Source organism: Streptomyces sp. 7R007 (assembly GCF_054850255.1).
In genome coordinates, this window is record NZ_JBTWMV010000003.1 from 134,575 (window position 1) to 159,704 (window position 25,130).

At 71.0% G+C, this 25,130-nt stretch carries 21 protein-coding genes and 1 pseudogene; 8 read left to right on the forward strand and 14 right to left on the reverse strand.

Going from position 1 to position 25,130, the window contains the following annotated elements; translation table 11 throughout:
• Positions 1–36 precede the first annotated feature (36 nt).
• The 9 genes and pseudogenes from ACYF6T_RS05685 to ACYF6T_RS05725 form a co-directional block, all read right to left on the reverse strand.
• Positions 37–502 (reverse strand): annotated as a pseudogene (locus ACYF6T_RS05685) (Uma2 family endonuclease).
• Between the two features lie 100 nt (positions 503–602).
• Positions 603–1,886 (reverse strand): thymidine phosphorylase, encoded by a 1,284-nt coding sequence (locus tag ACYF6T_RS05690; RefSeq protein ID WP_461694187.1) that lies wholly within the window; start codon positions 1,884–1,886, stop codon positions 603–605.
• 84 nt (positions 1,887–1,970) lie between these two features.
• Positions 1,971–2,372, reverse strand: a complete 402-nt coding sequence (locus ACYF6T_RS05695) for a cytidine deaminase (RefSeq protein WP_461693914.1) — start codon at positions 2,370–2,372, stop codon at positions 1,971–1,973.
• Positions 2,369–3,631: an ABC transporter permease gene (locus ACYF6T_RS05700; protein WP_461693915.1), complete on the reverse strand. Its 1,263-nt coding sequence runs from the start codon at positions 3,629–3,631 to the stop codon at positions 2,369–2,371. The genes ACYF6T_RS05695 and ACYF6T_RS05700 overlap by 4 nt, the downstream gene beginning before the upstream one ends.
• Positions 3,631–4,755, reverse strand: coding sequence for an ABC transporter permease (locus ACYF6T_RS05705; protein WP_461693916.1), 1,125 nt, complete (start codon positions 4,753–4,755; stop codon positions 3,631–3,633). The genes ACYF6T_RS05700 and ACYF6T_RS05705 overlap by 1 nt, the downstream gene beginning before the upstream one ends.
• The gene (locus tag ACYF6T_RS05710; RefSeq protein ID WP_461694189.1) at positions 4,752–6,431 is read right to left on the reverse strand and encodes an ABC transporter ATP-binding protein; all 1,680 of its coding nucleotides are present in this window, start codon (positions 6,429–6,431) and stop codon (positions 4,752–4,754) included. Before ACYF6T_RS05710 ends, ACYF6T_RS05705 begins: the two co-directional genes overlap by 4 nt.
• 227 nt (positions 6,432–6,658) lie before the next feature.
• Positions 6,659–7,702 (reverse strand): BMP family lipoprotein, encoded by a 1,044-nt coding sequence (locus ACYF6T_RS05715; RefSeq protein ID WP_461693918.1) that lies wholly within the window; start codon positions 7,700–7,702, stop codon positions 6,659–6,661.
• 230 nt (positions 7,703–7,932) lie between these two features.
• Positions 7,933–8,961 (reverse strand): BMP family lipoprotein, encoded by a 1,029-nt coding sequence (locus tag ACYF6T_RS05720; RefSeq protein WP_461693920.1) that lies wholly within the window; start codon positions 8,959–8,961, stop codon positions 7,933–7,935.
• Between the two features lie 292 nt (positions 8,962–9,253).
• Entirely contained in the window at positions 9,254–10,474 is a 1,221-nt protein-coding gene (locus ACYF6T_RS05725) for a M20 family metallopeptidase (protein ID WP_461693922.1), read from the reverse strand.
• Between the two features lie 274 nt (positions 10,475–10,748).
• Between ACYF6T_RS05725 and ACYF6T_RS05730 the strand changes: the two genes are divergently transcribed.
• The gene (locus tag ACYF6T_RS05730; protein WP_461693924.1) at positions 10,749–10,982 is read left to right on the forward strand and encodes a hypothetical protein; all 234 of its coding nucleotides are present in this window, start codon (positions 10,749–10,751) and stop codon (positions 10,980–10,982) included.
• A 64-nt stretch (positions 10,983–11,046) separates the two neighbouring features.
• On the forward strand, positions 11,047–11,706 hold the full coding sequence (locus tag ACYF6T_RS05735) for a class I SAM-dependent DNA methyltransferase (RefSeq protein WP_461693926.1): 660 nt from the start codon (positions 11,047–11,049) through the stop codon (positions 11,704–11,706).
• A gap of 426 nt (positions 11,707–12,132) precedes the next feature.
• Here ACYF6T_RS05735 and ACYF6T_RS05740 read toward each other — a convergent pair whose 3' ends face one another.
• The 4 genes from ACYF6T_RS05740 to ACYF6T_RS05755 all read right to left on the reverse strand — a co-directional run bounded on the left by ACYF6T_RS05740 (position 12,133) and on the right by ACYF6T_RS05755 (position 16,945).
• On the reverse strand, positions 12,133–13,197 hold the full coding sequence (locus tag ACYF6T_RS05740) for a hypothetical protein (protein WP_461693927.1): 1,065 nt from the start codon (positions 13,195–13,197) through the stop codon (positions 12,133–12,135).
• A 32-nt stretch (positions 13,198–13,229) separates the two neighbouring features.
• On the reverse strand, positions 13,230–14,168 hold the full coding sequence (locus ACYF6T_RS05745; protein WP_461693929.1) for an N-acetylneuraminate synthase family protein: 939 nt from the start codon (positions 14,166–14,168) through the stop codon (positions 13,230–13,232).
• Positions 14,169–14,183: 15 nt separating this feature from the next.
• On the reverse strand, positions 14,184–15,449 hold the full coding sequence (locus tag ACYF6T_RS05750; RefSeq protein WP_461693931.1) for a cytidylyltransferase domain-containing protein: 1,266 nt from the start codon (positions 15,447–15,449) through the stop codon (positions 14,184–14,186).
• Between the two features lie 149 nt (positions 15,450–15,598).
• Entirely contained in the window at positions 15,599–16,945 is a 1,347-nt protein-coding gene (locus ACYF6T_RS05755) for a DUF6716 putative glycosyltransferase (RefSeq protein ID WP_461693932.1), read from the reverse strand.
• Between the two features lie 198 nt (positions 16,946–17,143).
• Between ACYF6T_RS05755 and ACYF6T_RS05760 the strand changes: the two genes are divergently transcribed.
• The 6 genes from ACYF6T_RS05760 to ACYF6T_RS05785 all read left to right on the forward strand — a co-directional run bounded on the left by ACYF6T_RS05760 (position 17,144) and on the right by ACYF6T_RS05785 (position 23,446).
• Complete coding sequence (locus tag ACYF6T_RS05760) at positions 17,144–18,130, forward strand: glycosyltransferase family 2 protein (protein ID WP_461693934.1); 987 nt, start codon at positions 17,144–17,146, stop codon at positions 18,128–18,130.
• On the forward strand, positions 18,130–19,461 hold the full coding sequence (locus ACYF6T_RS05765) for an alpha-2,8-polysialyltransferase family protein (protein ID WP_461693935.1): 1,332 nt from the start codon (positions 18,130–18,132) through the stop codon (positions 19,459–19,461). The genes ACYF6T_RS05760 and ACYF6T_RS05765 overlap by 1 nt, the downstream gene beginning before the upstream one ends.
• 204 nt (positions 19,462–19,665) lie before the next feature.
• On the forward strand, positions 19,666–20,646 hold the full coding sequence (locus ACYF6T_RS05770) for a class I SAM-dependent methyltransferase (protein WP_461693936.1): 981 nt from the start codon (positions 19,666–19,668) through the stop codon (positions 20,644–20,646).
• A 112-nt stretch (positions 20,647–20,758) separates the two neighbouring features.
• Positions 20,759–21,784 carry a glycosyltransferase family 2 protein gene (locus ACYF6T_RS05775; RefSeq protein ID WP_461693937.1) on the forward strand — a complete coding sequence of 342 codons (1,026 nt, stop codon included), beginning with the start codon at positions 20,759–20,761 and terminating at the stop codon, positions 21,782–21,784.
• Positions 21,771–22,184: a GtrA family protein gene (locus ACYF6T_RS05780; RefSeq protein ID WP_461693938.1), complete on the forward strand. Its 414-nt coding sequence runs from the start codon at positions 21,771–21,773 to the stop codon at positions 22,182–22,184. Before ACYF6T_RS05775 ends, ACYF6T_RS05780 begins: the two co-directional genes overlap by 14 nt.
• On the forward strand, positions 22,181–23,446 hold the full coding sequence (locus ACYF6T_RS05785) for an NAD(P)/FAD-dependent oxidoreductase (RefSeq protein WP_461693939.1): 1,266 nt from the start codon (positions 22,181–22,183) through the stop codon (positions 23,444–23,446). Before ACYF6T_RS05780 ends, ACYF6T_RS05785 begins: the two co-directional genes overlap by 4 nt.
• On the opposite strand, the gene ACYF6T_RS05790 is transcribed toward ACYF6T_RS05785, so the two are convergent.
• Complete coding sequence (locus ACYF6T_RS05790; RefSeq protein ID WP_461693940.1) at positions 23,418–25,130, reverse strand: hypothetical protein; 1,713 nt, start codon at positions 25,128–25,130, stop codon at positions 23,418–23,420. The genes ACYF6T_RS05785 and ACYF6T_RS05790 overlap by 29 nt on opposite strands.

Here is a 25,130-nt window from a genome sequence, read left to right on the forward strand (position 1 = left end):
CGGTGCTGGTGGTGGTCGCCGCGTTGCTGGGGTGACTCAGGTCTCGGGGAACTCGCTGGTGTCGATGACGAGGTCGAAGGGCGCGGGAATCGTGAGGAGTTCGCCGAACTTGGCGACGGCGAGCGGGCGGTGGACGTCTGCGTGCGGCTCTCCGTAGAGCGTCGCGGTGGGGCCCTCGGGTGCCCAGCGGTCGACCAGAAGGTAGAGCGGGATGCCCGCGGAGGCGTAGGCGGCCGGCTTGCTCACACGGTCGTGGCGGGCGTTCTTCCTGGAGGTGACCTCCACGACGTGAAGATCTCCCAGTCCTCGGGGATCACGGAGTACAGAGGCGCTGGATGCGGGCCGCGATCACGTTGTGACGGGGTGCGGGAGCAGGTGACACGGTGATGATCCCCTCGATGATCTCCACCTTCCCGCCCTCGGGCCAGTCCGTCTCCTCCCAGAACCGGACGAGGTCGTCCCAGCCCTGCCCGGGGTCGTGGCCCCCGGTGGGTGCGCTCATGGACGGTCTCCTTCGGGGTTGCGTCACCGATCCCAGCATGCCGAACGGGACCGGTGGGGGGTCCACCGATCCCGTTCACCCGAAAGGGAAACTCCCCTGGTCAGGCGATACGTTCCAGCACCACCGGGGACGCCGTGAACCCGGTGCCCGGGGCCGCGATGTCGTAGGAGCCCTCGACGGACTCCAGGGCGTACTCGAAGCGCTCCGGGGTGTCCGTGTGCAGGGTCAGCAGCGGCTGGCCCTCGGTCACCGTGTCGCCGGGCTTGGCGTGCATCTCGACGCCCGCGCCCGCCTGCACCGGGTCCTCCTTGCGGGCACGCCCCGCGCCGAGGCGCCAGGCGGCGACGCCGATGTCGTAGGCGTCGAGGCGGGTCAGGACGCCCGACGCCGGCGCCTTCACCACGTGCCGCTCACGGGCGACCGGCAGTGCCGCGTCCGGGTCGCCGCCCTGCGCCGCGATCATCCGGCGCCAGACGTCCATCGCGGAGCCGTCGGCCAGGGCCTTCGCCGGGTCGGCGTCCCGTACGCCCGCCGCGTCCAGCATCTCGCGGGCGAGCGCGACGGTCAGCTCGACCACGTCGGCGGGCCCGCCGCCCGCCAGGACCTCCACGGACTCGCGGACCTCCAGCGCGTTGCCCGCCGTGAGGCCGAGCGGGGTGGACATGTCGGTCAGCAGGGCGACCGTCTTCACGCCGTGGTCGGTGCCGAGGCCCACCATCGTCGAGGCCAGCTCCCGCGCGTCCTCGATCGTCTTCATGAAGGCACCCGAGCCCACCTTCACGTCCAGGACCAGGGAGCCCGTGCCCTCGGCGATCTTCTTGGACATGATGGAGGAGGCGATCAGCGGGATCGCCTCGACCGTCCCGGTGACGTCCCGCAGGGCGTAGAGCTTCTTGTCGGCCGGTGCCAGGCCGTCGCCCGCCGCGCAGATCACCGCGCCCGTCCCCTCCAGCACGGAGAGCATCTCCTCGTTGGACAGCAGGGCGCGCCAGCCGGGGATCGACTCCAGCTTGTCCAGGGTGCCGCCGGTGTGGCCGAGGCCGCGGCCCGAGAGCTGGGGGACGGCCGCACCGCAGGCCGCGACCAGGGGCGCCAGCGGGAGCGTGATCTTGTCGCCGACGCCGCCCGTGGAGTGCTTGTCGGCGGTCGGGCGGGACAGCGACGAGAAGTCCATGCGCTCGCCGGAGGCGATCATCGCGGCGGTCCAGCGGGCGATCTCGCGGCGGTTCATGCCGTTGAGGAGGATGGCCATGGCGAGCGCGGACATCTGCTCGTCGGCGACCTCCCCGCGGGTGTACGCGTCGATGACCCAGTCGATCTGCTCGTCGGTGAGTTCGCCGCGGTCCCGCTTGGTGCGGATGACGGAGATGGCATCCGCCAACAGGACAGTCATGACGTGCGGTCCTTCCGTGGTTCAGGAAGTGTGCGGCCCCTCTGCGCGACTCACGTCAGAGGGGCCGTACGGGAGTTACTTGGTGAGATGGTCCGGGCCGAAGGCCTGGGGCAGCATCTGCGCGAGGCGGAGGATGCCCGCCGGGGTCTCCAGGAGCAGGTCGGGGCCCCCGAACTCGTACAGCAGCTGGCGGCAGCGGCCGCACGGGACGAGGATCTCGCCCCGGCCGTCGACGCAGGTGAAGTGCGTCAGCCGGCCGCCGCCGGTCCGCTGCAACTCGGAGACCAGCCCGCACTCGGCGCACAGGCCGAGGCCGTAGCTGGCGTTCTCCACGTTGCAGCCGGAGACCGTGCGGCCGTCGTCGACCAGGGCGGCGACGCCGACCGGGTAGCCCGAGTAGGGGGCGTACGCGTGCGTCATGGCCTCGCGGGCCAGCTCGCGCAGCGCCTCCCAGTCGGCGTCGGCGGGCGTGGTCACTTGCCCTGGCCCTTCCGGTACGGCATGCCGTCCGCCTTCGGCATCCTGAGGGACTGCGCCGACAGCGACAGCACCAGCAGGGTGACGATGTACGGGGTCGCCGTCACGACCTGCTTGGGGACGTCGTCGGTGGTGGCGTACCAGACGAACATCAGGGCCGAGACCGCGAGCGTGATCACGGCCGGGACGACCTTCTTGCGCCAGGCCAGGTAGGCCGCGCCGAACACCAGCAGGATGGCCAGGAGCAGGATCAGCGCGTGCACGTTGGTGGTGCCGCCGCGCAGGTTGAGGCTGTCGGTGTAGCCGAACAGGCCCGCGCCGAGGGCGAGTCCGCCCGGCATCCAGTTGCCGAAGATCATCGCCGCGAGGCCGATGTAGCCGCGGCCGGCGGTCTGGCCGTCGAGGTAGACGTTGGAGGCCACGATGGACAGGAACGCGCCGCCGAGGCCGGCGAAACCGCCGCTGATGATCACGGCGAGGTACTTGTACTTGTAGACGTTGACGCCCAGCGACTCGGCCGCCACCGGGTTCTCGCCGCAGGAGCGCAGCCGCAGACCGAAGGCGGTGCGCCACAGGACGTACCAGGTGACCGGTACGAGGGCCACGGCGACGACCGTCAGCGGGGACAGGTCGGAGAAGAGGCCGCCGACCAGGCCGGCGATGTCCGAGATCAGGAACCAGTGCTTCTGGTTCAGGGTGTCCAGCCAGCTCGACAGGCCCGGGATGTCGAAGGTGCCCAGCGAGTCGATCGGCGGGGACTGCTTGGAGGAGCCCTGCGGGGCGTTCTCGAAGGTGAACTTCGACAGGTAGCGGGTGGCGCCCAGGGCGAGGATGTTGATGGCCACACCGGAGACGATGTGGTTGACGTTGAAGGTGACGGTGGCGATGGCGTGCAGCAGGGCGCCGAGCGCGCCGCCGACGATGCCGAAGACGACACCGGTCCACGGGCCCCACTGGTAGCCGGCCCAGGCGCCGAACCAGGTGCCGAGGATCATCATGCCTTCGAGGCCGATGTTGACCACGCCCGCGCGCTCGGACCACAGGCCGCCGAGGCCGGCCAGGCCGATCGGGACGGCGAGGCGCAGCGCGGTGGACATCTGGCCGGTGTCGGTGATGCCGTCCGCGCCGGTGATCAGGCGGACGACCGAGGTCAGGACCAGCACGCCCGCGATGACCAGCAGGAGCACCGGGAGCGTCATGCGGCGGCCGCCCTTGCCGGGCTGCTTGGCCTGCGGCTTGGCGAGGGTCTCGGTGGACATCAGGCCGCCACCTCCTTCTTCTGGGTGTTCTGGGCGGCGGCCGCGGCGAGCTCCGCGCCGACGCGCTTCTGCTGGCGGCGCAGGCCCCACTGGCGTACGGCCTCGTAGGAGATGACGACCGCGAAGACGATCAGGCCCTGCATGATCGTCGCGATCTCCTTCTCGTACGCCACCGGGGTGGCGTAGTCGAGGGCCGGGGAGGCCTTGTCGAGGAAGGCGATCAGGAGGGCGGCGACCGCGATGCCGAACGGGTTGTTGCGGCCGAGCAGGGCGATGGTGATGCCGGTGAAGCCGAGGCCGGTCGGGAAGGTCAGGCCGTAGGTGTGGGCGTCGCCGAGCAGCAGGGGCAGCCCGGACAGGCCCGCGACGCCACCGGAGATCAGCATGGCGGTCAGCACCATCTTCTTGGCGTCGACGCCGGAGGCCGCGGCGGCGGTCTCGGAGGCGCCGGTGGCGCGCAGGTCGAAGCCGAAGCGGGTGCGGTTGAGGACGACCCAGTAGGCGATGCCGAGGGCGACGGCGAGGAAGACCAGGCCGTAGATCTCGCCGACGTCGGCGCCGAGGTTGATGCCCGGCACCCAGCCGGACTTCTTCATCACGCCGGTGGTCATGTTGTTGCCGACCTGGACGCCCCACACGTTCGAGAGGGTCAGGTAGCCGATGACACTGGTGGCGATGGCGTTCAGCATGATCGTGGCGACGACCTCGCTGACCCCTCGGGTGACCTTCAGCACGCCCGCGATGCCGGCCCAGAAGGCGCCGGTGAGCACGCCGACCAGGAGCAGCAGGGGGATCTGCAGGAAGGACGGCAGGGCGATGTTGGCGCCGACGACGGCGGTGATCATCGCGGCGAGGCGGTACTGGCCGTCGACGCCGATGTTGAACAGGTTCATCCGGAAGCCGATGGCGACGGCCAGCGCGGCGATGTAGTACATCGACGCCTGGTTGATGATCAGCACCTGGACGTCGGAGTAGGAGGCCTGCTCCAGCATGAGCCGGTAGGGCTCGAAGGGGCTCTTGCCGGAGGCGATCAGCACGACCGAGGTCAGCAGGATCGCCGCGACGAGGGCGATGACCGGTCCGGCCACCGCGAGGAGCACGCGCTCCCTGTCGAACTTCTTCATCGGGCCTCGTCCTCCGGACCGGCGTTCGCTTCGTCTTCTGGGGCGGTCTCCACGTGTTCCAGGTGACCGGACGCGGCCCCCGTCATGGCGGAGCCGAGCTCCTCCGGGGTGATGGTGGCCGGGTCGGCGTCGGCGACCAGCCTGCCGTTGTAGATCACGCGGAGGGTGTCCGACAGGCCGATGAGCTCGTCCAGGTCGGCGGAGATCAGCAGCACGGCGAGGCCCTCGCGGCGGGCCTCGCGGATGCGGTCCCAGATCTGGGCCTGCGCGCCGACGTCCACACCGCGGGTGGGGTGGGCGGCGATCAGGAACTTGGGGTTGTGGCTCATCTCCCGGCCGACGATCAGCTTCTGCTGGTTGCCGCCGGAGAGGGAGGCGGCGGTGACGTCGATGCCGGGGGTGCGGACGTCGTACTCCTCGACGATCCGGCGGGTGTCGTCCTGGGCGCCCTTGGGGTCCAGCCAGAAGCCCTTGGCGTTGGGCCTCTCGGTGACGTGCCCGAGGATGCGGTTCTCCCACAGGGGCGCCTCCAGGAGCAGGCCCTGGCGGTGGCGGTCCTCGGGGATGTAGCCGACGCCGGCCTCGCGGCGCCTGCGGGTGGGCCAGGGGGTGATGTCCTCGCCGAGGAAGGCGATCGTGCCGGAGTCGGCGTTCTTGGTGCCGATCAGGGCGTCGATCAGTTCGGTCTGGCCGTTGCCCTCGACGCCCGCGATGCCCATGACCTCGCCGGCGTGGATGGTGAAGCCGACGTCGTCGAGGACCTTCTTGACCTCGCCGCCGGCCGCCGCGATGCCGCCGGTGACGCCGCCGGCCGCGGGCTCGCCCTCGGTGCCGAGGGAGGCGCCGCCGCTGGCGTAGACGGTGAGGTTGCGGACTTCGAGGACGGTCTGGTCGGTGACGGTGGACTCGGCGGTCTCCGGGGTGGGCAGTTCGCTGCCGACCATCATCTCGGCGAGCTGGCGCGAGGTGGTCTGGGAGGGGATCGCCGTGCCGACGGTGGTGCCGCGGCGGATGACGGTGATGTCGTCGGCGACGGAGAGTACTTCGCCGAGCTTGTGCGAGATGAAGATGACCGACAGGCCCTCGGACTTCAGTTCGCGCAGGTTGTCGAAGAGGGCGTCGACCTCCTGCGGGACGAGGACGGCGGTGGGCTCGTCGAGGATGAGGGTGTTGGCGCCGCGGAAGAGGACCTTGAGGATCTCCACGCGCTGGCGGTCGGCGACGCCGAGGTCCTCCACGAGGGCGTCGGGGCGCACGCCGAGGCCGTAGCGGTCGGAGATCTCGCGGATCTTCCTGCGGGCGCCGGCGCCGATGCCGTGCAGCTTCTCGCTGCCCAGCACCACGTTCTCCAGCACGGTCAGGTTGTCGGCCAGCATGAAGTGCTGGTGGACCATGCCGATGCCGCGGGCGATGGCGTCGGCCGGGGACGAGAAGCTGACCTGCTCGCCGTCGACCTCGATGGTGCCCTCGTCCGGCTTCTGCATGCCGTAGAGGATCTTCATCAGGGTGGACTTGCCGGCGCCGTTCTCGCCGACGAGGGCGTGGACGGTGCCCTTGCGGACGGTCAGGTGGATGTCGTGGTTGGCGACGACACCGGGAAACCGCTTGGTGATCCCCGCCAGCTCGACCGCGATCGTCGACTGAGCGGTGAGCGGAGGGCTGCTGGTCGCGTCGATGGCGCACTCTCCTCGGGGAAAGGGGCCACTCTACGCGCGTAGCGCCCCTGCTTTAAATAGTGCCCGGACCTGACCGGTTCTTTTCGCACAGCCGGTCCGTTCCGAGCATTCTGCCGCGCTCCGGGGCACGGGGAGGTCATCCTCCCCGTGCCCCGTTCCGTGGCCGTAACGCTGCCATTACAGCGCTCTGTTGGCCAAGGCCCCTTGTTCGGTCCGTGACCGAAGGGTCAGGAGGTCTTCACCTTGATGGTGCCGTTCTTGATGCCCTCCTCGGCCTTCTTCACCGCGTCCTGGATCGCGGTGTTGTTGGCGAAGGCGGGGTTGGAGTTCGACAGGCTCACGCCGCCGTTGGCGAGGGAGCCGCGGACCACGCCGGTCTCGGGCTTGCCGTCGTGCACGGACTTGGCGAGGTTGAACACCGCGCCCTCGACGTTCTTCATGGCCGAGGTGAGGATGTAGTTCTTGTACTTCGCCAGCGCGTCCTGCTTGTACTGGTCGGAGTCGACGCCGATCGCCCAGATCTTGTGGGTGGCGGCGGCCTTGATGACGCCCTGGCCGGACAGACCGGCGGCGGCGTAGACGACGTCGGCGCCCGCGTCGATCTGGCCGTTGGCCGCGTCCTCGCCCTTGTCGGGGCTGGAGAAGCCGCCCTCCTGGGCCGTCTGGGTCAGGTACTGCGACTCGACCTTGACGCCCTTCTTGGTGTCCGCGACGCCCTGCTTGTAGCCGGCCTCGAACTTGTGGATCAGCGGGACGTCCACGCCGCCGATGAAGCCGACGGTGTTGGTCTTGGTGGCCTTGGCGGCGGCGACACCGGCGAGGTAGGAGGCCTGCTCCTCGTGGAAGACGAGGTTGGCGACGTTCTTGGCGGTGAAGGAGTTGTCGTCGACGATGCCGAAGGTGATCTTCGGGTACTTGGCGGCGACCTCCTTGACCGCGGGCGCGTAGGCGAAACCGACGCCGATCACCGGGTTGTAGCCGGCCTTGGCCAGGTTCTCCAGGCGCTGCACCTTGTCCGCGTCCGACTCGTTGTCCTGCGGCTCGACCGCCGTGGACTTGTAGCCGAACTCCTTGTCGGCCTTCTCCAGGCCGGCCGTGGCGGCGTCGTTGAAGGACTGGTCGCCCTTGCCGCCGACGTCGTAGGCGAGGGCCAGGCCCTTGTCACCGCCGCCCGAGGAAGAGGAGCTGGAGGACTTTCCGCAAGCGGAAACGGTGACGGCAAGGGCCGCGGTTGCGACGCCTGCAACCGCGATTCGGGACACCCGGCGCATGGAACGAGACTCCTTTGTGCAAGCGCCCATCCAGGCGCTGGTTCCGCCGCAGCGTAACGCGCGTAGACCAGACGGAAAACCCCTTCTGTCCGGTCCGTTACCGAGCTGTGGCCACAGATGCGGCCCAGGTTACGGACAGCGGTACGCCCCTTGCGGGAGGCAAGGGGCGTACGGGCTCAATGGCCCCCTAAGGGCCTATTGCCGGGTCCCGTCGGGAGCCGGTCGGCGGATCACTTGGTGGCGACGGTGACCTTGCCGTCGATGATGTCCTGCTTGGCCTTCTCGACCGCGTCCACGACCTTGGTCATGGCCTTGTACTTCGGGTTGGAGTCCGCGAAGCCGACGCCGCCGGTCTTCAGCGTGCCCTCCACGACACCGCTCTCCGGCTTGCCCTCGTACACCGACTTCACCAGGTCGTACACCGCGCCGCCGACGTTCTTCAGCGCCGAGCCGAGGATGTAGTCCTTGTACTTGGCCAGCGCGTCCTGCTTGTACTGGTCGGAGTCGACGCCGATCGCCCACACCTTGGCCTCGGCGGCGGCCTGGATGACGCCCTGGCCGGAGAGGCCGGCCGCGTGGTAGATCACGTCGGCGCCCGCGTCGATCTGGCCGTTGGCGGCGTCCTTGCCCTTGTCGGGGCTGGAGAAGCCGCCCTCCTGGGCCGTCTGGGTCAGGTACTGCGACTCGATCTTGATCTTCGGGTTGACCGACTTGGCGCCCTGGTCGAAGCCGGCCTCGAAGGTGTGGATGAGCGGGATGTCGACGCCGCCGATGAACCCGATGTGGTTCTTCTTGGTCGCCGAGGCCGCGGCCACGCCCGCGAGGTAGGAGGACTGCTCGGCGGCGAAGACCATGTCGACCACGTTGGCGGCCTTGATGGTCGAGTCGTCGATCATGCCGAAGGTGACCTTCGGGTACTTCGCGGCGACCGCCTTGACGGCCGGCGCGTAGGAGTAGCCGACGCCGATAATCGGGTTGTAGCCCGCCTTGGCGAGGGTCTCCAGCCGCTGGATCTTGTCGGCGTCGGACTCGTTGTCGCTGGGCTCGACGTCCCGGCCGCCGATCTTGAACTCGTCCTCGGCCTTCTTGAAGCCCGCGTACGCGGCGTCGTTGAAGGACTGGTCGCCCTTGCCGCCGATGTCGTACGCGAGGCCTATGCCCTTGCCGGAGTACTTGCCGTCCTTGGACGTGCTCCCGGCGGAATCACTGCTGGACTTGCCGCACCCGGCGGCAGCGAGCGCGATGACCGCCACGGTCACCGCGGCTTGGGAGAACCTGGTCCTCCGAGAGAAATGACGCACAGCAAGCACCCTTTCGTCCCCACAGCACCTTCGTCGGCCCGCTTCCCCAATGTGCCGCCGCCGGTGGCGATTTCGGCGCACAGTAACGCGCGTAGAAGTGGAGGGGAACGGGGTTTCTCACGGCCGTTATCGAACCGTGCCGACACCGGGTTACGGCGGGGTGCCGCCGGTTACGCCCGGGTGACACAAGCGGACGAAGGGGCGCCAAACGGGGCGCCCCTTCGTCCGTGGGTCCCGGCTGTGCGGACGGTCAGGAGGCGGCGTCCAGCAGGGCCGCCGCCGTGAACAGCTCCACACCGACCGTGATCGCCGACTCGTCGGCGTCGAAGTCGCCCTGGTGCAGGTCGCGCACGGTCCGCTCGCCCGGGGTGCGCACGCCGAGGCGGGCCATCGCGCCGGGCACCCGCTCCAGGTACCAGGAGAAGTCCTCGCCGCCCAGGCTCTGCTCGGTGCCCTCCACGGAGTCCGGGCCGCGCCGGGTGACCATGGCGTCGCGCAGCAGGCCGGTGACGTCCGCGTCGTTGACGACCGGCGGGACCCCGCGGACGTAGTTGATCTCGGACTTGGCGCGGTGCAGGTTGGCGATCTCGTCGATGGCGGCGACGACGACGTCCGGCGCCTGGCGCCAGGTGTCGAGGTCCAGGCAGCGCACGGTGCCGGAGAGCTCGGCGTGCTGCGGGATGACGTTCGGGGCGTGGCCCGACTCGATCCGGCCCCAGGTGACGGCGAGGCCGCTGCGGCTGTCGACGCGGCGGGCGACCACCGCGGGCACGTCGGTGACGACGCGGGCGGCGGCGGTGACCAGGTCGGTGGTCAGGTGCGGGCGGGCGGTGTGGCCGCCGGGGCCGTCCAGGGCGACCTCCAGGCGGTCGCATGCGGAGGTGATGGCGCCCGTGCGCAGCCCGATCCGGCCGGCGTCCACCCGCGGGTCGCAGTGCACGGCGACGATGCGGCCCACGCCGTCCAGCGCCCCGCACTCGATGGCGTCGGCGGCGCCGCCGGGCAGCACCTCCTCGGCGGGCTGGAAGATCAGCCGCACCGGCCGCGGCAGCCGGCCCTGGCGGTCCAGGTCGGCCAGGACCAGGCCGGCGCCGAGGACGACGGTGGTGTGCACGTCGTGGCCGCAGGCGTGGGCGCGGTCCGGCACGGTCGACCGGTAGGCGCAGTCGCTCTTGGTGTCCGGGATGGGCAGCGCGTCGATGTCGGCGCGCAGGGCGAGCATGGGGCGGCCGCCGTCCCAGTCGCCGATGTCACACACGAGCCCGGTGCCGGTGGCGAGGACGCGCGGCTTCAGGCCGGCCTTCTCCAGGCGCGCCTTGATCGCCGCGGTGGTGCGGAACTCCTGGTTGCCGAGCTCCGGGTGCATGTGCAGGTCGCGCCGGAAGGCGACGAGCTCGGCACGCAGCGCCTCCGGCAGCGTGCCGGGGAGCACGGCTTCCCCGGGGAGGTCGACCTCGGACTCTGGTGACATCAGTTGCTTCACCCTCTTAAGCGTAGGACGCCGGGGTGGCCAACTGACCCGCGATCAACAAAAGTTCAGCCCGTCAGGGGAAGAAAATCTGGCCGCTCGACGCATGGGTGCGGTTCCGGATGGGTAGAACCCACCCTTTATCTACGGATACCACGTACGGCTTCCGCCCGGCGGTTCTGTTCACCTTTCGGAACCGGATCCCGGAATCATCACCGCCGCGCGACGGTTCCGCCACACACCGCACACGTCCGCGCGTCGCGGGCACCCTGCCCCTATGGACGCGTGCGGCTGCGGCGAGGAGCAGATCCCCTGGGACCTGACGCGATTCGGCTTTCTGGGCACGGCGGGCCTGGCCCTGGGCCTGCTGGTGGCGATGACCCTGGCGGGCTGGCTGCTGGTGGCGGCGGTGTCGCTGGTCCGGCGCCTGCGGCATCCGCCGGGGGTGGAGGAGGAGGGCGCGCCCGGCTCCCTCGGGGGGTTCACCTGGCGTACGGAGGATCCGCCCTGACATCCCGCGAACTCCTGGTGAACCCTCGGACGGGGGCCGCGGGCCGGGTCTAGGGTGCGGGTTCGTGACGACCGACACCCCGGATTTCATAGCGACCACCCGGACCTCGTACGACAGGATCGCCGACGCCTACGCCGAGGAGCACCCCGACAGCCTGGCCCACAGCCCCCTGGAGGCGGCCCTGCTGACCGCCTTCGCCGACCTCGTGAAGGCGACCGGCTCGCCGGCCCCGGTCGCCGACCTCGGCAGCGGCCCCGGCTACGTCACCGCCCGCCTCGACGCCCTCGGCCTGCCGGTGTTCGGCGTCGACCTCTCGCCGCGGATGGTGGAGCTGGCCCGCCGGGCCCATCCCGGGCTGCGGTTCCACGTGGGCACGATGACGTCCCTGGACCTGCCGGCGGAGGCGCTCTCCGGCCTCGTCGCCCTGTACTCGGTCATCCACGTCCCCGACGAGGACCTGCCGGCCGCCTTCGCGGAGTTCCACCGCGTCCTGGCCCCCGGCGGCCACGTCCTGATCGGCTTCCAGACCGGCGACGACGACCGCCTGCACCTGGCCGAGCGCTACGGCCGGGAGATCGACCTCGACTACTACCTGCGCACGCCCGACACGGTGGCCGACCACCTCACCAAGGCGGGCCTCCAGCTGACGGCCCGCGTCCTGCGCGAACCCCTGCCCCCGGAGACCCGCCAACGGGCGTTCCTGCTGGCCCGCAAGCCCGTCTGAGCGCTCGGCTGGCAGCGCGGCGTGCAACCCGCGGGGCCGTGTGAGCTGGTCGCGCGAGATCGCCGGCTTCCCGGCGCGCTCGTGCTGCCTGCCGCACCGCGGCGGCGACGCGCGGTCCGCCCCGGCCGGGCGCGGACCATGACCGAGGCCGAGTGGCTGCCGGCCCTCGGCGGACGCGGTGACGTCGCCCTCCCTCACGCGTCCCGGGTCGTGCCGACGCGGAGGACTCCCGCCGGCACGGCCGTCCAGCCCGGCCCCGCCTTGGGCGGCCGGACGGTGACACGCGGCTTCACGGCTCGCCCACCCAGGACGGCGAGCACGGCGGGTCGCTGCGTCGGACATCGCCTGAGACCGGCGCGGTGACGGTCGTTCTCCGCTTGTTCCCCGCGCCCCTTACGGGATGCGGCTCCACCCGAAGCCGGTCGGTCACACCGCGGTGACCGCCGACAGTCGGTGGACGTCGCGGGCCGTGTCCGTGACTCCGGAGAGGAAGCCCCGGGCGCGGGGGGAGGCGTGGTCGGTGAGCCATTCGGGGTCGATGTCGCAGACCGCGACGCGGACCTCGGTGCCGGCCAGGGCGAGGGGGAGGGTGTGGACGACCGTGGAGGGGAAGCTGAGGATGGTGCGGCCGACCGGGCCGCGGCGGGCGATGAGTTCGAGGGGGAGGTCGGGGCGGACGATCTCCAGGCCCGTCTCCACGGCCAGCAGGTGGAGTTTCTCCGTGCTCTCGCGGCGGTGGGTGAAGTACCGCGTGGCGCCGTGGGCCTTGGCGAGGGTGCGGACGGCCTCCAGGTAGCGGTCGGCGTCCACCACGCCGGTCTCCACCAGGGAGGTGCCCACCATGTCCGCGCCCTTGGTGATGCGGGGCGGGCCGAAGCGGGCGCGGGTCCAGGCGAAGGAGTTGGCCGAGACGGTGACGCCGTCCGGCTTCTCGTCCATCGGCATGGAGGTGAAGATCTCCACCCGGCGTGTGTCGCTGGGGGTCAGCCGGCGCCGGGCGGAGGAGGAGACCGGCGCGAAGAGCAGGTCCCGGGGGCCCGGGCGGCCGCCCTTGCGGTGCCAGCGCACCAGGCGCTCGCCCCGGGCGAGCTGGGCGACGAACTCCATCGTGGCCGTGCCGTCGTCGACGACGACCAGGTCACGGGCGCGGGTGATGGTCAGCAGGAGCTGGACGTAGCGGGAGAACGGGTCGCCCAGGACGATGCGGTCGGCGCGGCGCAGCAGGCCGGACAGACCGCCGATGGTCTGGAAGGGGGCCGAGGCGCCGCCCCGGGCCTCCTCCCAGCGGACCTCGTGGCCCTCCTCGCGGGCGAGTTCGGCCATGCGGCGCAGCTGGCCGCGGGTCATCGGATCGGTCGGGGACAGCACGACGAGGGTGAGCTCCGCGCCGGGCGCGTGGGCGTGCGCCCACTCCAGGACGTTCAGGAGCTGTACCGGGCTCTCGACGAACGCGAGAGTGGGGTTGCCGGCGGTTCCGGCGCGGCGGCTCATCGACGTAGGACCGTCCCCTTGTCAGTCGGGTGTCAGACGGTGACCGGCTCGCCCGCGGCGGCGGCGATCTCCGCCTCGGCGACGACGCCCGTGACGCGGCGCAGCTTCTTCATCGGGCCGAGCTCGGAGTCGTAGACCTTCTTGACGCCGTCGCCGAGGGACGCCTCGATCACGCGGATGTCGCGGACCAGGCGCTCCAGGCCCTGCGGCTCGACCGAGGCGGCCTGGTCCGAGCCCCACATGGCGCGGTCGAGGGTGATGTGGCGCTCGACGAAGACGGCGCCGAGGGCGACGGCGGCGAGCGTGGTCTGCAGGCCGGTCTCGTGGCCGGAGTAGCCGATCGGGACGTTCGGGTACTCCTTCTCCAGCGTGTTGATCACGCGGAGGTTGAGCTCCTCGGCCTTGGCCGGGTAGGTCGAGGTGGCGTGGCACATCAGGATGTTGTCGCTGCCCAGGACCTCGACCGCGTGGCGGATCTGCTTCGGCGTCGACATGCCGGTGGAGAGGATGACCGTGCGGCCCGTGGCGCGCAGGGCGCGCAGCAGCTCGTCGTCGGTGAGGGAGGCGGAGGCGACCTTGTGGGCGGGCAGGTCGAACTTCTCCAGGAAGGCGACGGCCTCGGTGTCCCACGGGGACGCGAACCAGTCGATGCCCTTCTCCTTGCAGTACTCGTCGATCTGGCGGTACTCGTCCTCGCCGAACTCCACCCGGTGGCGGTAGTCGATGTAGGTCATCCGGCCCCAGGGGGTGTCGCGCTCGATGTCCCACTGGTCGCGCGGGGTGCAGATCTCGGGGGTGCGCTTCTGGAACTTGACGGCGTCGCAGCCGGCTTCGGCGGCCACGTCGATCAGCTTGAAGGCGTTCTCCAGCTCGCCGTTGTGGTTGATGCCGATCTCGCCGCAGATGTAGACGGGCTTGCCGGGGCCGACCTCGCGGGAACCGAACTGACGCAGACGGGAGTTGGTGCTCATGGCAGGGAACTGTCCTTACTTGTCGAGGGAGTCGAGAGAGGGGCCGAGGATCCAGCTGGCGATCTCTCGGATCGCGCCGTCGCCACCGGGGACGGTGGTGACCGCACGGGCGGCGCCGCGTACCACGTCGTGGGCGCTCGCGACCGCCACGGGCCAGCCCACGAGGGCGAAGCACGGGAGGTCGTTGACGTCGTTGCCGACGTAGAGCACGCGCTCGGGCGCGATGCCCTGCTCCTCGCACCACTGCTTCAGTGCGAGGTCCTTCCGGTCGATGCCGTGCAGGACCGGGACCTTGAGCTTCCGGGCCCGGGCGGCGACGACCGGGTTCTGCTCCGTGGAGAGGATGAGCATCTTCAGGCCGCTCCTGCGCAGGGCGGCGATGCCGAGCCCGTCCCCGCGGTGCACGGAGACGAACTCCTTTCCATCGGCGTCGATCAGCACCCGGTCGTCGGTCTGGGTGCCGTCGAAGTCCAGTACGACCGCGTCGATGTCGTCGGCGGTCGGCAGCGAACCGGGGCGGTCCGCGTCGAACAGGGGCGCCAGGGCGCGGGCCCGGGCGAGGTCGTGCGGGTCGTCGATCTCCAGCACGCGGGCGGCGTCGGTGCGCACCAGCTCGGTGCGGCCGAAGAAGCGGTGCTGGTGCTTGCGGAAGCCGGCCGCGTGCATCGCGTAGGCGGCGCCGGTCTCCAGCAGGTCCTGGGGGCGGTCCTGGCGGCGCGGGCGGTAGGACTTGTCGTGGTTGACGCCGTAGCCGCCGCCGGTGGCCGCGTCGGCCTCCGCGACGGTGCCGGCGGCGACCTCGTCCTCGGCGTCGCGCCAGATGAACCCGTGGAACGGGGCGACGGTCACCGCGGTGTCCGCGCCGTTCTCCACGACCGCGCCGGCCACCCCGTCGATGTCCTCGCGGACGATGAACGGGCTGGTGCACTGCACGAGCAGCACCACGTCGACGGCCGCCCCGTGCAGCGCCTCGTGCGCGTCCATGGCGTGCAGGACGGCCGCCTCCGAGGTCGCCGTGTCCCCGGCGATGGCGGCGGGCCGCAGCACGACCTCGGCGCCGGCCTCGCGGGCGGTGGCGGCGATGGCCTGGTCGTCGGTGGAGACCACGACGTCCGTCACCAGACGGGACGCGAGGCACTCGCGCACCGCCCGTGCCACCAGCGGCACGCCGCCGACGGGGGCGAGGTTCTTCGCGGGCACGCCCTTGGAGCCGCCGCGGGCGGGGATCACGGCGAGCACGCGGCGCACGGTGGCCCCGGCGTCGGCCGGCGAGTCGGACATGGGGAGCACTCCTTGGGCGGGGTCGGCTGAGGTCTGATGGGCGGCGGAGCCGCCCTTCGGGGGCGCGGGGCTGTGGTGATCAGCGGCTCCGCCGCGGGGCGCGACCGGCCGAGACGGCGCCGCACCCGCACGACGACCGGAGCTGACGCTCACAACTCCCCCATCCGCCGGATGACGGGCGCCACCCGCTGCACCCCGTGCCGGTAGGCACCCCGCGCCGCGCGGCGCACGATCTGCCGGACCGGGCCGGGTTCCTTGTCATGGGCGGGAGCCCCGGGCAGCGGACTGCCGTCGGGTCCCAGGTGGTGGCGGGCGAGGATGCCGGGCAGGTAGCCGGGTGCGGTCGCGGGCGTGTAGTAGGGGACGAGAGGCGCCAAGGCGCCCGGCTGTGCGAGGAGTTTGGCGATGCGTTCCCGCGCCGCGTCGAAGGCGCCCGCGTACGTGCCGTCCACGGCGACGCCCTGGCGGGCCACCCACTCCTCGTCCGGCACCGGCCGGTGCCCGGCGTCGAGCTGGTCCCAGGAGGCCAGGCACCCGGAGCCGACGAAGTGGTGGTTGCCGAGCGTCTCGCGCACGCCCAGGTCGGTCAGGATGACGGTCGGGATACGACGGTGCAGGGATTCCAGCGCGGCCGTCGAACTGATGGTGACCAGCAGGTCGGTGCGGTCGAGGACCTCGCCCATGTTCCCGTACACCAGGCGGAAGTTGGCCGGCGCGTCAAGCCGCTGGACCAGCTTCTGGTAGGGCAGCTCCTCGATGTGCGTGGTGTGTTCGCCCGGCTTGGAGCGCAGCTTCAGCAGCACCTCGCGCTCGGGGTGCAGCCGTGCGTGCCGGATCAGCCGGTCGAGCAGGTAGACGCGGTCCTTGCGGGTGTCCGGGACGGACGGCTGGACGGCGAACACGACGGTGTACGGGTCGTGTTCACCCTCGTAGGCCGCGCCGCCGAGGAACGGCAGCGCCACCTCCGTCACCGACGAGGCGTCGGCGCCCACCCCTTCGTAGACCGCCCGGAAACGCTCGGCGTCCTGACGGGAGTTGGCCAGGACGAGGTCCGCGCCGTGCCGCAGCAGCAGACCGTCGGCGAGCTTCTCGTAGACGACGCCGACATAGCCGGTGACGACGACGGGACGCCGCTCGCGGCCCTCCCACACGCGCTTGAGGCCGTGCAGCATGGCCTGCACGCCGCCACCGACGAGCGCGAGCACGACGACGTCGTACGACTCCTCGGCCATGGCGCGCAGGAACTCGACCGCCGTGACCTCCGTGAGCGAGTCGGCGGTGACCCCGACCTCGGCCAGCTGGCGCGCGGTCGGGGTGGCCCGGCCGCGCAGCAGGAAACCGCTCAGCCGGAGGCCGACTTGCGCGCCCTCGCGCGGTGCGGCTTCCATGGACGCGCCCGGGGCGATCCGAGCCGCGGTCAACGCACCCCATTTCCAGCGGGTGTCGGAGTCCGCGAGTACCGCGATTCGCGTGGGCTTCGTTGAACTTGGTGGCACGTCCGAGACGCTAGGAAGCGATTCCGAGGCTTGGCCCAACCACACCTGTCCAAAAAGTTAACAACAGCCCGCCGAGAGCCGAACTGGCTCGCCAAATCCCCGGAAGCACATGGGATGCACCGTTCCGACACATGGAGTTCACCCCCCGTACGGTCACCGGAAAGCCTCGCCGCCGGGCCGCCTCCTAGGCTCTCGCCCGTGCCAAAGCTCTCCGTGATCGTGCCGTTCTACAACGTCCAGCAGTACGCCCCCGACACCCTCAGAAGCCTGCGTCTGAACGCCCGCCCGGATTTCGAGTTCGTGCTGGTGGACGACCATTCCAAGGACGAAACCCCGGCCATTCTCGAACGGGCGGCCGAGGAGCTCTCCGAGGTCGCGCAGGTGCGTCACATCCGTCATGAGCGGAACGGGGGGCTCGCCACCGCGCGCAACACCGGCCTGGACGCGGCGCGGGGCGAGTACCTGACGTTCCTGGACGGCGACGACTGGCTGGCGCCCGGCTACCTCGCCCGACTGGTGGGGGCGATCGAGGACTTGGGCTGCGACTTCGTCCGCACCGACCATGTGCAGGCCAGCGCCCGCGCCCGGACCGTGCACCGGGTGCCGCACGGGCGCCGCTGGGAGGTGCTCGACCCGCGCGCGGCGATCCTGCCCGCCGACCGCACGACGTCCGTGGACTACGCCTACGCCTGGGCCGGCGCCTACAGCCGCCGGCTGCTGGACAAGGGGCTGCTGCACTTCACCGACGGGCTGCGCACCGCCGAGGACCGGCCGTGGATCTGGAAGCTGCACCGTGAGGCGCAGTCCTTCGCCGTGGTGAGCCTGCTCGGCGTGTTCTACCGGCGCGGGGTGGCCGGCTCGCTGACCCAGATCGGCGACGCCCGCCAGCTCGACTTCATCCGCGCCTTCGACCAGGTGATCGAGGAGACGGCGACCGACCCGGACGCCGGCCGGCTGCTGCCCAAGGCCGTCCGCACGTACTGCGCGATCATCGCCCACCACCTGTCCGACGAGTCCAAGTGGGAGCCGTCGGTCGCCAGGCAGCTGCGCACGATGAGCGCGGCCGCCATACAGCGCATGCCGCAGGACGCGCTGGGTGACGTGCTGGAGACCATGGACATGCACCGCTCCTCCAAGCTGCGGCGGCTGCGGCGCCGGATCACCACTGCGAAGGCGGCCGCCTGATGCCCCGTACCACCCGCATCTACTGCGTCTCGACGCTGTACGGCGCCGCCACCCTGGCCGCCGCGCTGGACTCCGAGTGCTTCACCGACGCCGACCGCGAGCTGCTGCTGGTGTTCAACAACTCGGCGAACCCGGAGACCACGCCGGCCGTCGACGAGATGCCCGGGTTCGAGCCGCTGCGCGGCCACTTCGACGGCGTGCTGTCGTGGAACGAGGCCATCAGCCCCTTCCACCCGGGTGCCTGGGTGCCGCGCCCGGACGACGTCCCGCTCTTCGAGCGCTATCTGCGGCTGCTGTGGGACCTGGGCGACGACCGGGTGGAGCTGGTCATGGAGTCGATCCAGGTCGCGCCCGCGCTGACCGTGGCCCAGCTGTTCACCGACGCGCCCATCGATGTGTACGCCGACGGTCTGATGAGCTACGGCCCCACCCGCAACAAGCTCGACCCGCTGATCGGCACGCGCGTGCGCCGGCTGCTGCACCTGGACCTGGTGCCGGGGCTGACGCCGATGCTGCTGACGGAGTTCGAGGTGCCGGCGCAACTGGTGCCGACGGCCGCGTTCCTGAAGACGATGGGCGAACTGACCGCCACGGTCGCCGACCTGCCGGCGCTGCCGGAGAACGCGGCACTGCTGCTCGGCCAGTACCTGTCGGCGCTCGGCATCCTCTCCCCCGCGGAGGAGGAGGACCTGCACGTGCGGATGATGCGCGGGGCGGTCGAGCGCGGCCACCGCGCGATCGTCTTCAAGCCGCACCCCACCGCACCGGCCCGCTACAGCCGCGCCCTGGAGACCGAGGCCGGGAAGCTGGGCGTCGACCTCACCGTCCTCGACGTCCCCGTCCTCGCCGAGGCGCTGTTCGAGAAGTCGCCGCCCGCGCTGGTCGTCGGCTGCTTCTCCACCGCCCTGTTCACGGCCTCCGCGTTCTACGGCCTGCCGGTGGCCCGGCTGGGCACCGAGCCGCTGCTGGAGCGTCTGACGCCCTACCAGAACAGCAACCGGGTCCCGGCGGTCCTCGCCGACGCGCTGCTGCCGGATCTGGAGGGCAGGAAGGGCGAGGAGGTCGTCGCGACGGAGACGCTCAACGGCCTGGTGACCGCGGTGAGCTTCACCATGCAGCCGCAGATGCACCCCGGCCGGCGCGAGGACGCCGAACGCTACCTCGCGCGGCACTTCGGTCCGCGCACCCAGCGCTACTTCAAGCGCAAGCGGCTCACCTCGCTGGGTCTGCCGGGCGGCATCCCGGAGCGACTGGCCTTCCTGCCCAAGAGCGCCACCGCGCGCCGGGTGGTGCGCAGGGCGCGGGCGCTGAAGAAGGCCGTGAGGAAGTAAGAGGGTTCCCACGGCCGCCGGGTTGCCCGGGTTTGAGCAAACGCCGAGTAAATCGGAGACCAAGCCCGTTGAAATGCAGGATGAGGACTACATCACTCCTGTGATTCAACGGTGAAGCGGCTTCCGGGTCCCTAGGATCTCGATCCCAAGGATCCCGGAAGCCGCACTTCTTTCTCCGTCTTCTCCGTCTCCGTGAGGCACTCAATGACGAACCTCGGCCGGCTCTACCCCCTGCTCGACGACGTCCGGCTGCCGGACGACCTGCCCTACACCCAGTGCAGCACCTGGGAGCTGCAGTTCCTGTACCTCGTGGGGCGCCACCACCTCACCGGGCGGGAGAGGATCGTCGAACTGGGCTCGGGCGGCGGCGGATCGACGTACGCGCTCGCCATGGGCCTGAAGGAGAACCCGGAGTTCGACGAGAGGACCGGGCGGCTGCACGCCTACGACTTCTTCCGCGTCGGCAAGGGCACCTTCGCCTCGGAGAAGTTCTTCGCCTCCGGGCACAAGCCCGCGGACGACGACTCCTTCCTCGACGACTTCCGCGGCCGGCTCGCACCCTTCCTGCCGTTCCTGGAGATCCACGCCGGCGACCTGTGGCAGACCTCCGACCCGGACGACAAGAGCCCCGTCGAGTTCCTGCACATCGACATAGCCAAGACCGCCCGGGTGTTCCGGTGCGTGGCCGAACGCTTCCTGACCCGGATGCAGCCCGGCACGGTCGTCCTGCACCAGGACTTCGCCGGCCCCCGGCTGCCGTGGCTGCACCACAGCACGGGCGCCCTGCTGCCGTACATCGAGATCGCGGGCCCGCCGATCCGCTCCACGCTCGCCTTCGAGGTGACGAAGCCGATTCCGGAGGACGTCCTCACCCGCATCGCCGAGGACGCCTACACCGTCGACGAGAAGCTGGAGCTGATCTCCGCCGTCCAGCAGCGCGTCGACCGCGACCACACCGACGGCATCCCCTTCAGGTCCGTGCTGGAGCTGGCCAAGGCGTACGTCGCCCACTACGCCGGCGAGCACCGGCGGGCGTGGTCCATCGCCAGGCCGCTGCGCCGCGACGCCTACCTCGGCCGCACCCGCGCCGACCACTTCGAGCAGCTGCGCAGGGCCTACGAGGCGGACGCGCCGCGGATCTCGCCGGTGACACGGCTGAAGAAGCTGCTGGTTGGCAAGAGGTAAGAGCGCTTTCACAGCCGGTAAGAGAAAAAAGTGCCAAGAGAAACGCGGAGGACCACCTTCCGACGCGGTCCGTTGGGCTGCGGTTAACAGAAGCTCCATAGCTTCGCGCAGCATGACCCAACAGGACATACGTCCGCCCGCCCACGCCCCGGCTCCCCTGGCCCTCGCGTCGGTGGAGCCGGAACCGACCGGGCGGGCGCTGATCTCGTACGTCCTCCCCGTCTACAACGAACAGGACGGCATCACCGCCTTCCACACCGAACTGACCGCGGCCCTGGACGCGCGGCCCGAGTTCGACGTCGAGCTGGTCTACGTCAACGACGGCTCCACGGACGGGTCGCTGGCCCTGCTGAAGGAGCTCGCGGCCGGCGATCCCCGGGTCCGGGTCGTGGACTTCGCCCGCAACTTCGGGCACCAGATCGCCATCACCGCGGGCCTGGACGTGGCCCGCGGTGACGCGGTGATCGTGATGGACACCGACCTCCAGGACCCGCCGAAGGTCAGCCTGGAGCTGGTGGACGCCTGGCGGGAGGGCGCCGAGATCGTGCACGCGCGCCGGCGCACCCGGCAGGACACCGCGTTCAAGAAGGCCACGGCGCACCTGTACTACCGCCTCCTGCGCTCCTCCACCGAGGTCGACATCCCCCTGGACACCGGGGACTTCCGGCTGCTGGACCGCAAGGTCGCCGACGAGCTGCGCCGCTACCGGGAGCGCAGCCGGTTCGTGCGCGGGATCGTCGCCTCGATGGGCTACCGGCAGACCGAGGTGGCCTTCGACCGGGACGAGCGGTTCGCGGGGGAGACGAAGTACCCGCTGCGCAAGATGGCCCGGCTCGCCATCGACGGCATGACCAGCTTCTCCACCGCCCCCCTGAAGATGATCACCCGGCTGGGCTTCGCGGTCCTCACCCTGTCGCTGGTGGGCATCCTCTACGCGCTCGCCATGAAGTTCTTCCGGCCCGAGATCACCGTCTCCGGCTGGACGATGCTGATGTGCGTCGTGCTGTTCCTGGGCGGCACGCAGATGCTGTCGCTGGGGGTCATCGGCGCCTACATAGGGCGCATCTACAGCGAGGCGCAGGGGCGTCCGCTGTACCTGGTGCGCGAGGTGATCGGCGGGGACGATGACGGCCGTTGAGACCACCGCCGAGACCAGCGCGCCGCCGCGGACCCTGCGCCAGCTCGTCCGCTACACCCTGATCGGCGGCAGCGGCGTCGCGATCGACATGGTCGTCTTCCTGCTGCTGCACAACGTCGCCGGGATGGACGAGCAGGTCGCCAACTGGATCAGCACCACCCTGGGCATCGCCAACAACTTCGTGCTGAACGCCCTGTTCACCTTCGAGCGGCGGGACCGGATCGTCGTCCGCTTCCTGCGCTTCTACGCCGTCGGGCTGACCGGCATCGGCCTGACGGACCTGCTCTTCCTCGCCTTCACCGACGGACTCGGGATCGACGCCAACCTCGTCAAGGCGGGTTCACTGCCGCTGGTCCTGGCGCTCCAGTTCGTGCTCAACAGAAAGTGGAGCTTCGCATGAACCTCGGCATCATCGGCGCGGGCGCGACCGGGCTGACCGCCGCCTGGGACGCCGTACGCGCCGGACACCAGGTCACCGTCCTGGAGGCCGCCGACGAACTCGGCGGCCTCGCCGCCTCGTTGGAGGTGGGCGGCGTCCCGCTGGAGCGCTACTACCACCACATCTTCCGCAGCGACCGGGACATGATCGCCCTCGTCGAGGAGCTCGGTCTCGGCGAGGCGCTGCGCTTCCACAAGCCGACCACCGGCATCTACCGCGGCGGGCGGCTCATCGACTTCACCACCCCGCTGCAGATGCTGCGCTTCCCGGAGTTCTCCCCGCTGGACGCCGTGCGCTTCGCCGGTTCCTCGGCGCTGCTGAAGGCGGTCGGCAACGGCGAGCGGTTCAACGACCGCACGGCGCTGGCCTGGCTGCGGCGCTGGGCCGGCACGAAGGCGACGGCGGCGGTCTGGGAGCCGCTGCTGCGCGGCAAGTTCGGCGACCGCGCCGAGCAGGTGTCGATGGCGTGGCTGTGGGCCCGCATCCACTGCCGGACCTTCGAACTGGGCTATGTGGACGGCGGGTTCGAGCGGGTCTACGCGGCGCTGCGCGACGGCGTCGAGGAGCGCGGCGGCAAGGTGGAGTTCGGCAAGGCGGTGGAGTCGATACGGCAGGACGGTGAGCTCGCCTCGGTGCGCTGCGCGGACGGCTCGTCGTACACGTTCGACCACCTGATCGTCACCACCCCGCAGCCCGCCTTCGCGAAGGCGGCGGGTCTGCCGTCCGACGACGTGGTGTGGCGCAACCAGTACCTGGGCGCCACCTGCTTCGTCCTCGAACTCGACCGCAGCGTGATCCCGTACTACTGGCTCAACATCAACGAGCCCGGCTTCCCCTTCCTCGCGGTCGTGGAGCACACCAGGATGATCGACCCGTCCGTCTACGGCGGCCGGCACATCCTCTACGTCGGCAACTACGTCGAGCGCGAGGACTGGCGCTTCACGACCGACCCGGGCGAGCTGCTGTCGCGCTTCGTGCCGTATCTGCGGCGGATCAACCCGGACTTCGACGCCTCCTGGATCAAGGAGTGGCACTTCTCGAAGGCCGGGTTCGCGCAGCCGGTGGTCACCCCGGAGTACCGGGCGCTGATCCCCGGCCACGAGACGCCGCTGAGCCGGGTCACGCTGGCGACCATGGCGCAGATCTACCCGCAGGACCGGGGCCAGAGCTACTCGGTGGCCCTGGCCCGCAAGGTCACCCGCTCGCTCGGCCTGACTTCCTGACGCACAGCACGGTCCTGGCACCGGAGGTCGCGGGCGGGCAGTCGTAGACCGCCCTGATCCGCCGCCACAGCTCCGGGTCGACCTTCCCGGGCCGGAACCAGGGCCGCTCCAGCACCGCGTACGGGGCCGGGTCGTGGTCGACGCAGTCGGCGTTCTCCTTGAACGACGTCAGGTCGGCCACGTCCGGCAGGTAGCGGGTGCGCTGGAGGAACGTGGCGATGGGGTAGCGGCACCGGGCCGGGTGGTCGACGTAGTACGTCATGTCGCCGAAGGCGAGGTAGAGCACCGGCGCGTTCGCCGGCAGCTGTGCCCGGATGCGGTCGGCCTCCTGCCGCGTCAGCCGCAGCCCCTCCAGGTACTGGGCGCTGGTCTCGGTGACCTTGCCGTACTGCACCAGGTGCGGGGAGCCCGGCCAGATGGCGGCGGCCAGCAGGACCACGCCCGCCACGGCGACGGGAACCGCGGACCGGCGCCCGGGCTCCGTGCGGGCGAGGGCGACGTCCGCGGCGGCCGCGAGCAGCGCGACCAGGCCCGCCGTCCACACCTCCCAGGGCCGTTGCAGGCCCCTGGGCAGCTGGGCGTAGAGCACGGGCAGGACGCCGTAGAGCAGCGAGACGGCGCCGAAGCACCACGGCGGCGACCTGCGCGCGCCGCCCACCGCGAGCCCCCAGACGGCGGCGGCGAGGACGGGCATCTGGGCGGCGTGGTAGAGGAACCAGTTGCCCTGCACGACCACGACGGCCTGGGCGGCGACGAAGGCGGTCAGCGCGACCAGGAGCAGTTCGGCCCGGCGCAGCCGCCCCGGCACCCGGGCCAGGACGAGCAGCAGCGCGCCCGGCAGCAGGAGCAGCACGGGGGTGGCGACGGCGCGGTCGGCCAGGAAGTCGACGGTGCGGTCGAGGATGACGTGCGGGTGGACGCCGGTGCGGCTGAGCGCCGACTGGTTGATCTGCGGCATGTCCTTCAGCCACTGCCGCTCGTGCGAGCCGGCGGCGAAGGTGAGCAGCAGCAGGGCCGCCGACGCCGCCCCCGCGACGACGGCGACCCGGACGGCACGGCCCCGGTCGGCGACGTACACGAGCAGGATGCCGATGGCGGCGGTGGCGGCGGTGGAGTACTTCATCATCACCGCGAGCCCGAACGGGAGCGCGGCCAGCAGGGCCGCCCGCCAGGGCCGTTCGGGGCGGAGCGCGGCGGCGACGCCGAACACGGCGAAGACGACGGCGCTCCACTCGGGCTGGAGGAAGTCGTTGCGCGGGGCGAGGGTGAGGGCGAGGCCGGTGGCGCCCGCGGTGAGGGCCGCCTCGCGCGGGGTGACGTGGCGCAGCAGGGCGGCGTGGAGGGCGTAGGCGGCGGCCGAGGCGAGCAGGGCGCCGCAGGCTCCGATGAGGGCCTCGCGGGTGAGGGTGCCGCCGGCGAAGGAGGTGATCCGGTCGAGGATCGCGATGAACCACCGGTAGCACAGCGGCCGGTGGGTGAAGACCTCCGACGGCGAGTAGCCGGCCGCGCGGCCGGTGCGCAGGGCGGCGAGGACGTAGTGCAGGTCCCCGGTCAGCCGCCGGGTGGCCACGGTGTACACCACGGCCACCGCGGACGGCAGGGCGACCGCCGCCCACCACAGGGGTGAGCGGCGGCCGGTGGTGCGCGGCCGGACGTCGACGTCGCCGGCCAGGGTGGTCGCCAT

Coding starts and splice junctions, on each gene's coding strand:
- ACYF6T_RS05700 (WP_461693915.1), bottom strand. CDS start 3,631: ATGTCCACCGAGACCCTCGCCAAGCCGCAGGCCAAGCAGCCCGGCAAG.
- ACYF6T_RS05705 (WP_461693916.1), bottom strand. CDS start 4,755: ATGAAGAAGTTCGACAGGGAGCGCGTGCTCCTCGCGGTGGCCGGACCG.
- ACYF6T_RS05715 (WP_461693918.1), bottom strand. CDS start 7,702: ATGCGCCGGGTGTCCCGAATCGCGGTTGCAGGCGTCGCAACCGCGGCC.
- ACYF6T_RS05725 (WP_461693922.1), bottom strand. CDS start 10,474: ATGTCACCAGAGTCCGAGGTCGACCTCCCCGGGGAAGCCGTGCTCCCC.
- ACYF6T_RS05730 (WP_461693924.1), top strand. CDS start 10,749: ATGGACGCGTGCGGCTGCGGCGAGGAGCAGATCCCCTGGGACCTGACG.
- ACYF6T_RS05740 (WP_461693927.1), bottom strand. CDS start 13,197: ATGAGCCGCCGCGCCGGAACCGCCGGCAACCCCACTCTCGCGTTCGTC.
- ACYF6T_RS05745 (WP_461693929.1), bottom strand. CDS start 14,168: ATGAGCACCAACTCCCGTCTGCGTCAGTTCGGTTCCCGCGAGGTCGGC.
- ACYF6T_RS05750 (WP_461693931.1), bottom strand. CDS start 15,449: ATGTCCGACTCGCCGGCCGACGCCGGGGCCACCGTGCGCCGCGTGCTC.
- ACYF6T_RS05765 (WP_461693935.1), top strand. CDS start 18,130: ATGCCCCGTACCACCCGCATCTACTGCGTCTCGACGCTGTACGGCGCC.
- ACYF6T_RS05770 (WP_461693936.1), top strand. CDS start 19,666: ATGACGAACCTCGGCCGGCTCTACCCCCTGCTCGACGACGTCCGGCTG.
- ACYF6T_RS05775 (WP_461693937.1), top strand. CDS start 20,759: ATGACCCAACAGGACATACGTCCGCCCGCCCACGCCCCGGCTCCCCTG.
- ACYF6T_RS05780 (WP_461693938.1), top strand. CDS start 21,771: ATGACGGCCGTTGAGACCACCGCCGAGACCAGCGCGCCGCCGCGGACC.
- ACYF6T_RS05785 (WP_461693939.1), top strand. CDS start 22,181: ATGAACCTCGGCATCATCGGCGCGGGCGCGACCGGGCTGACCGCCGCC.
- ACYF6T_RS05790 (WP_461693940.1), bottom strand. CDS start 25,130: ATGGCGACCACCCTGGCCGGCGACGTCGACGTCCGGCCGCGCACCACC.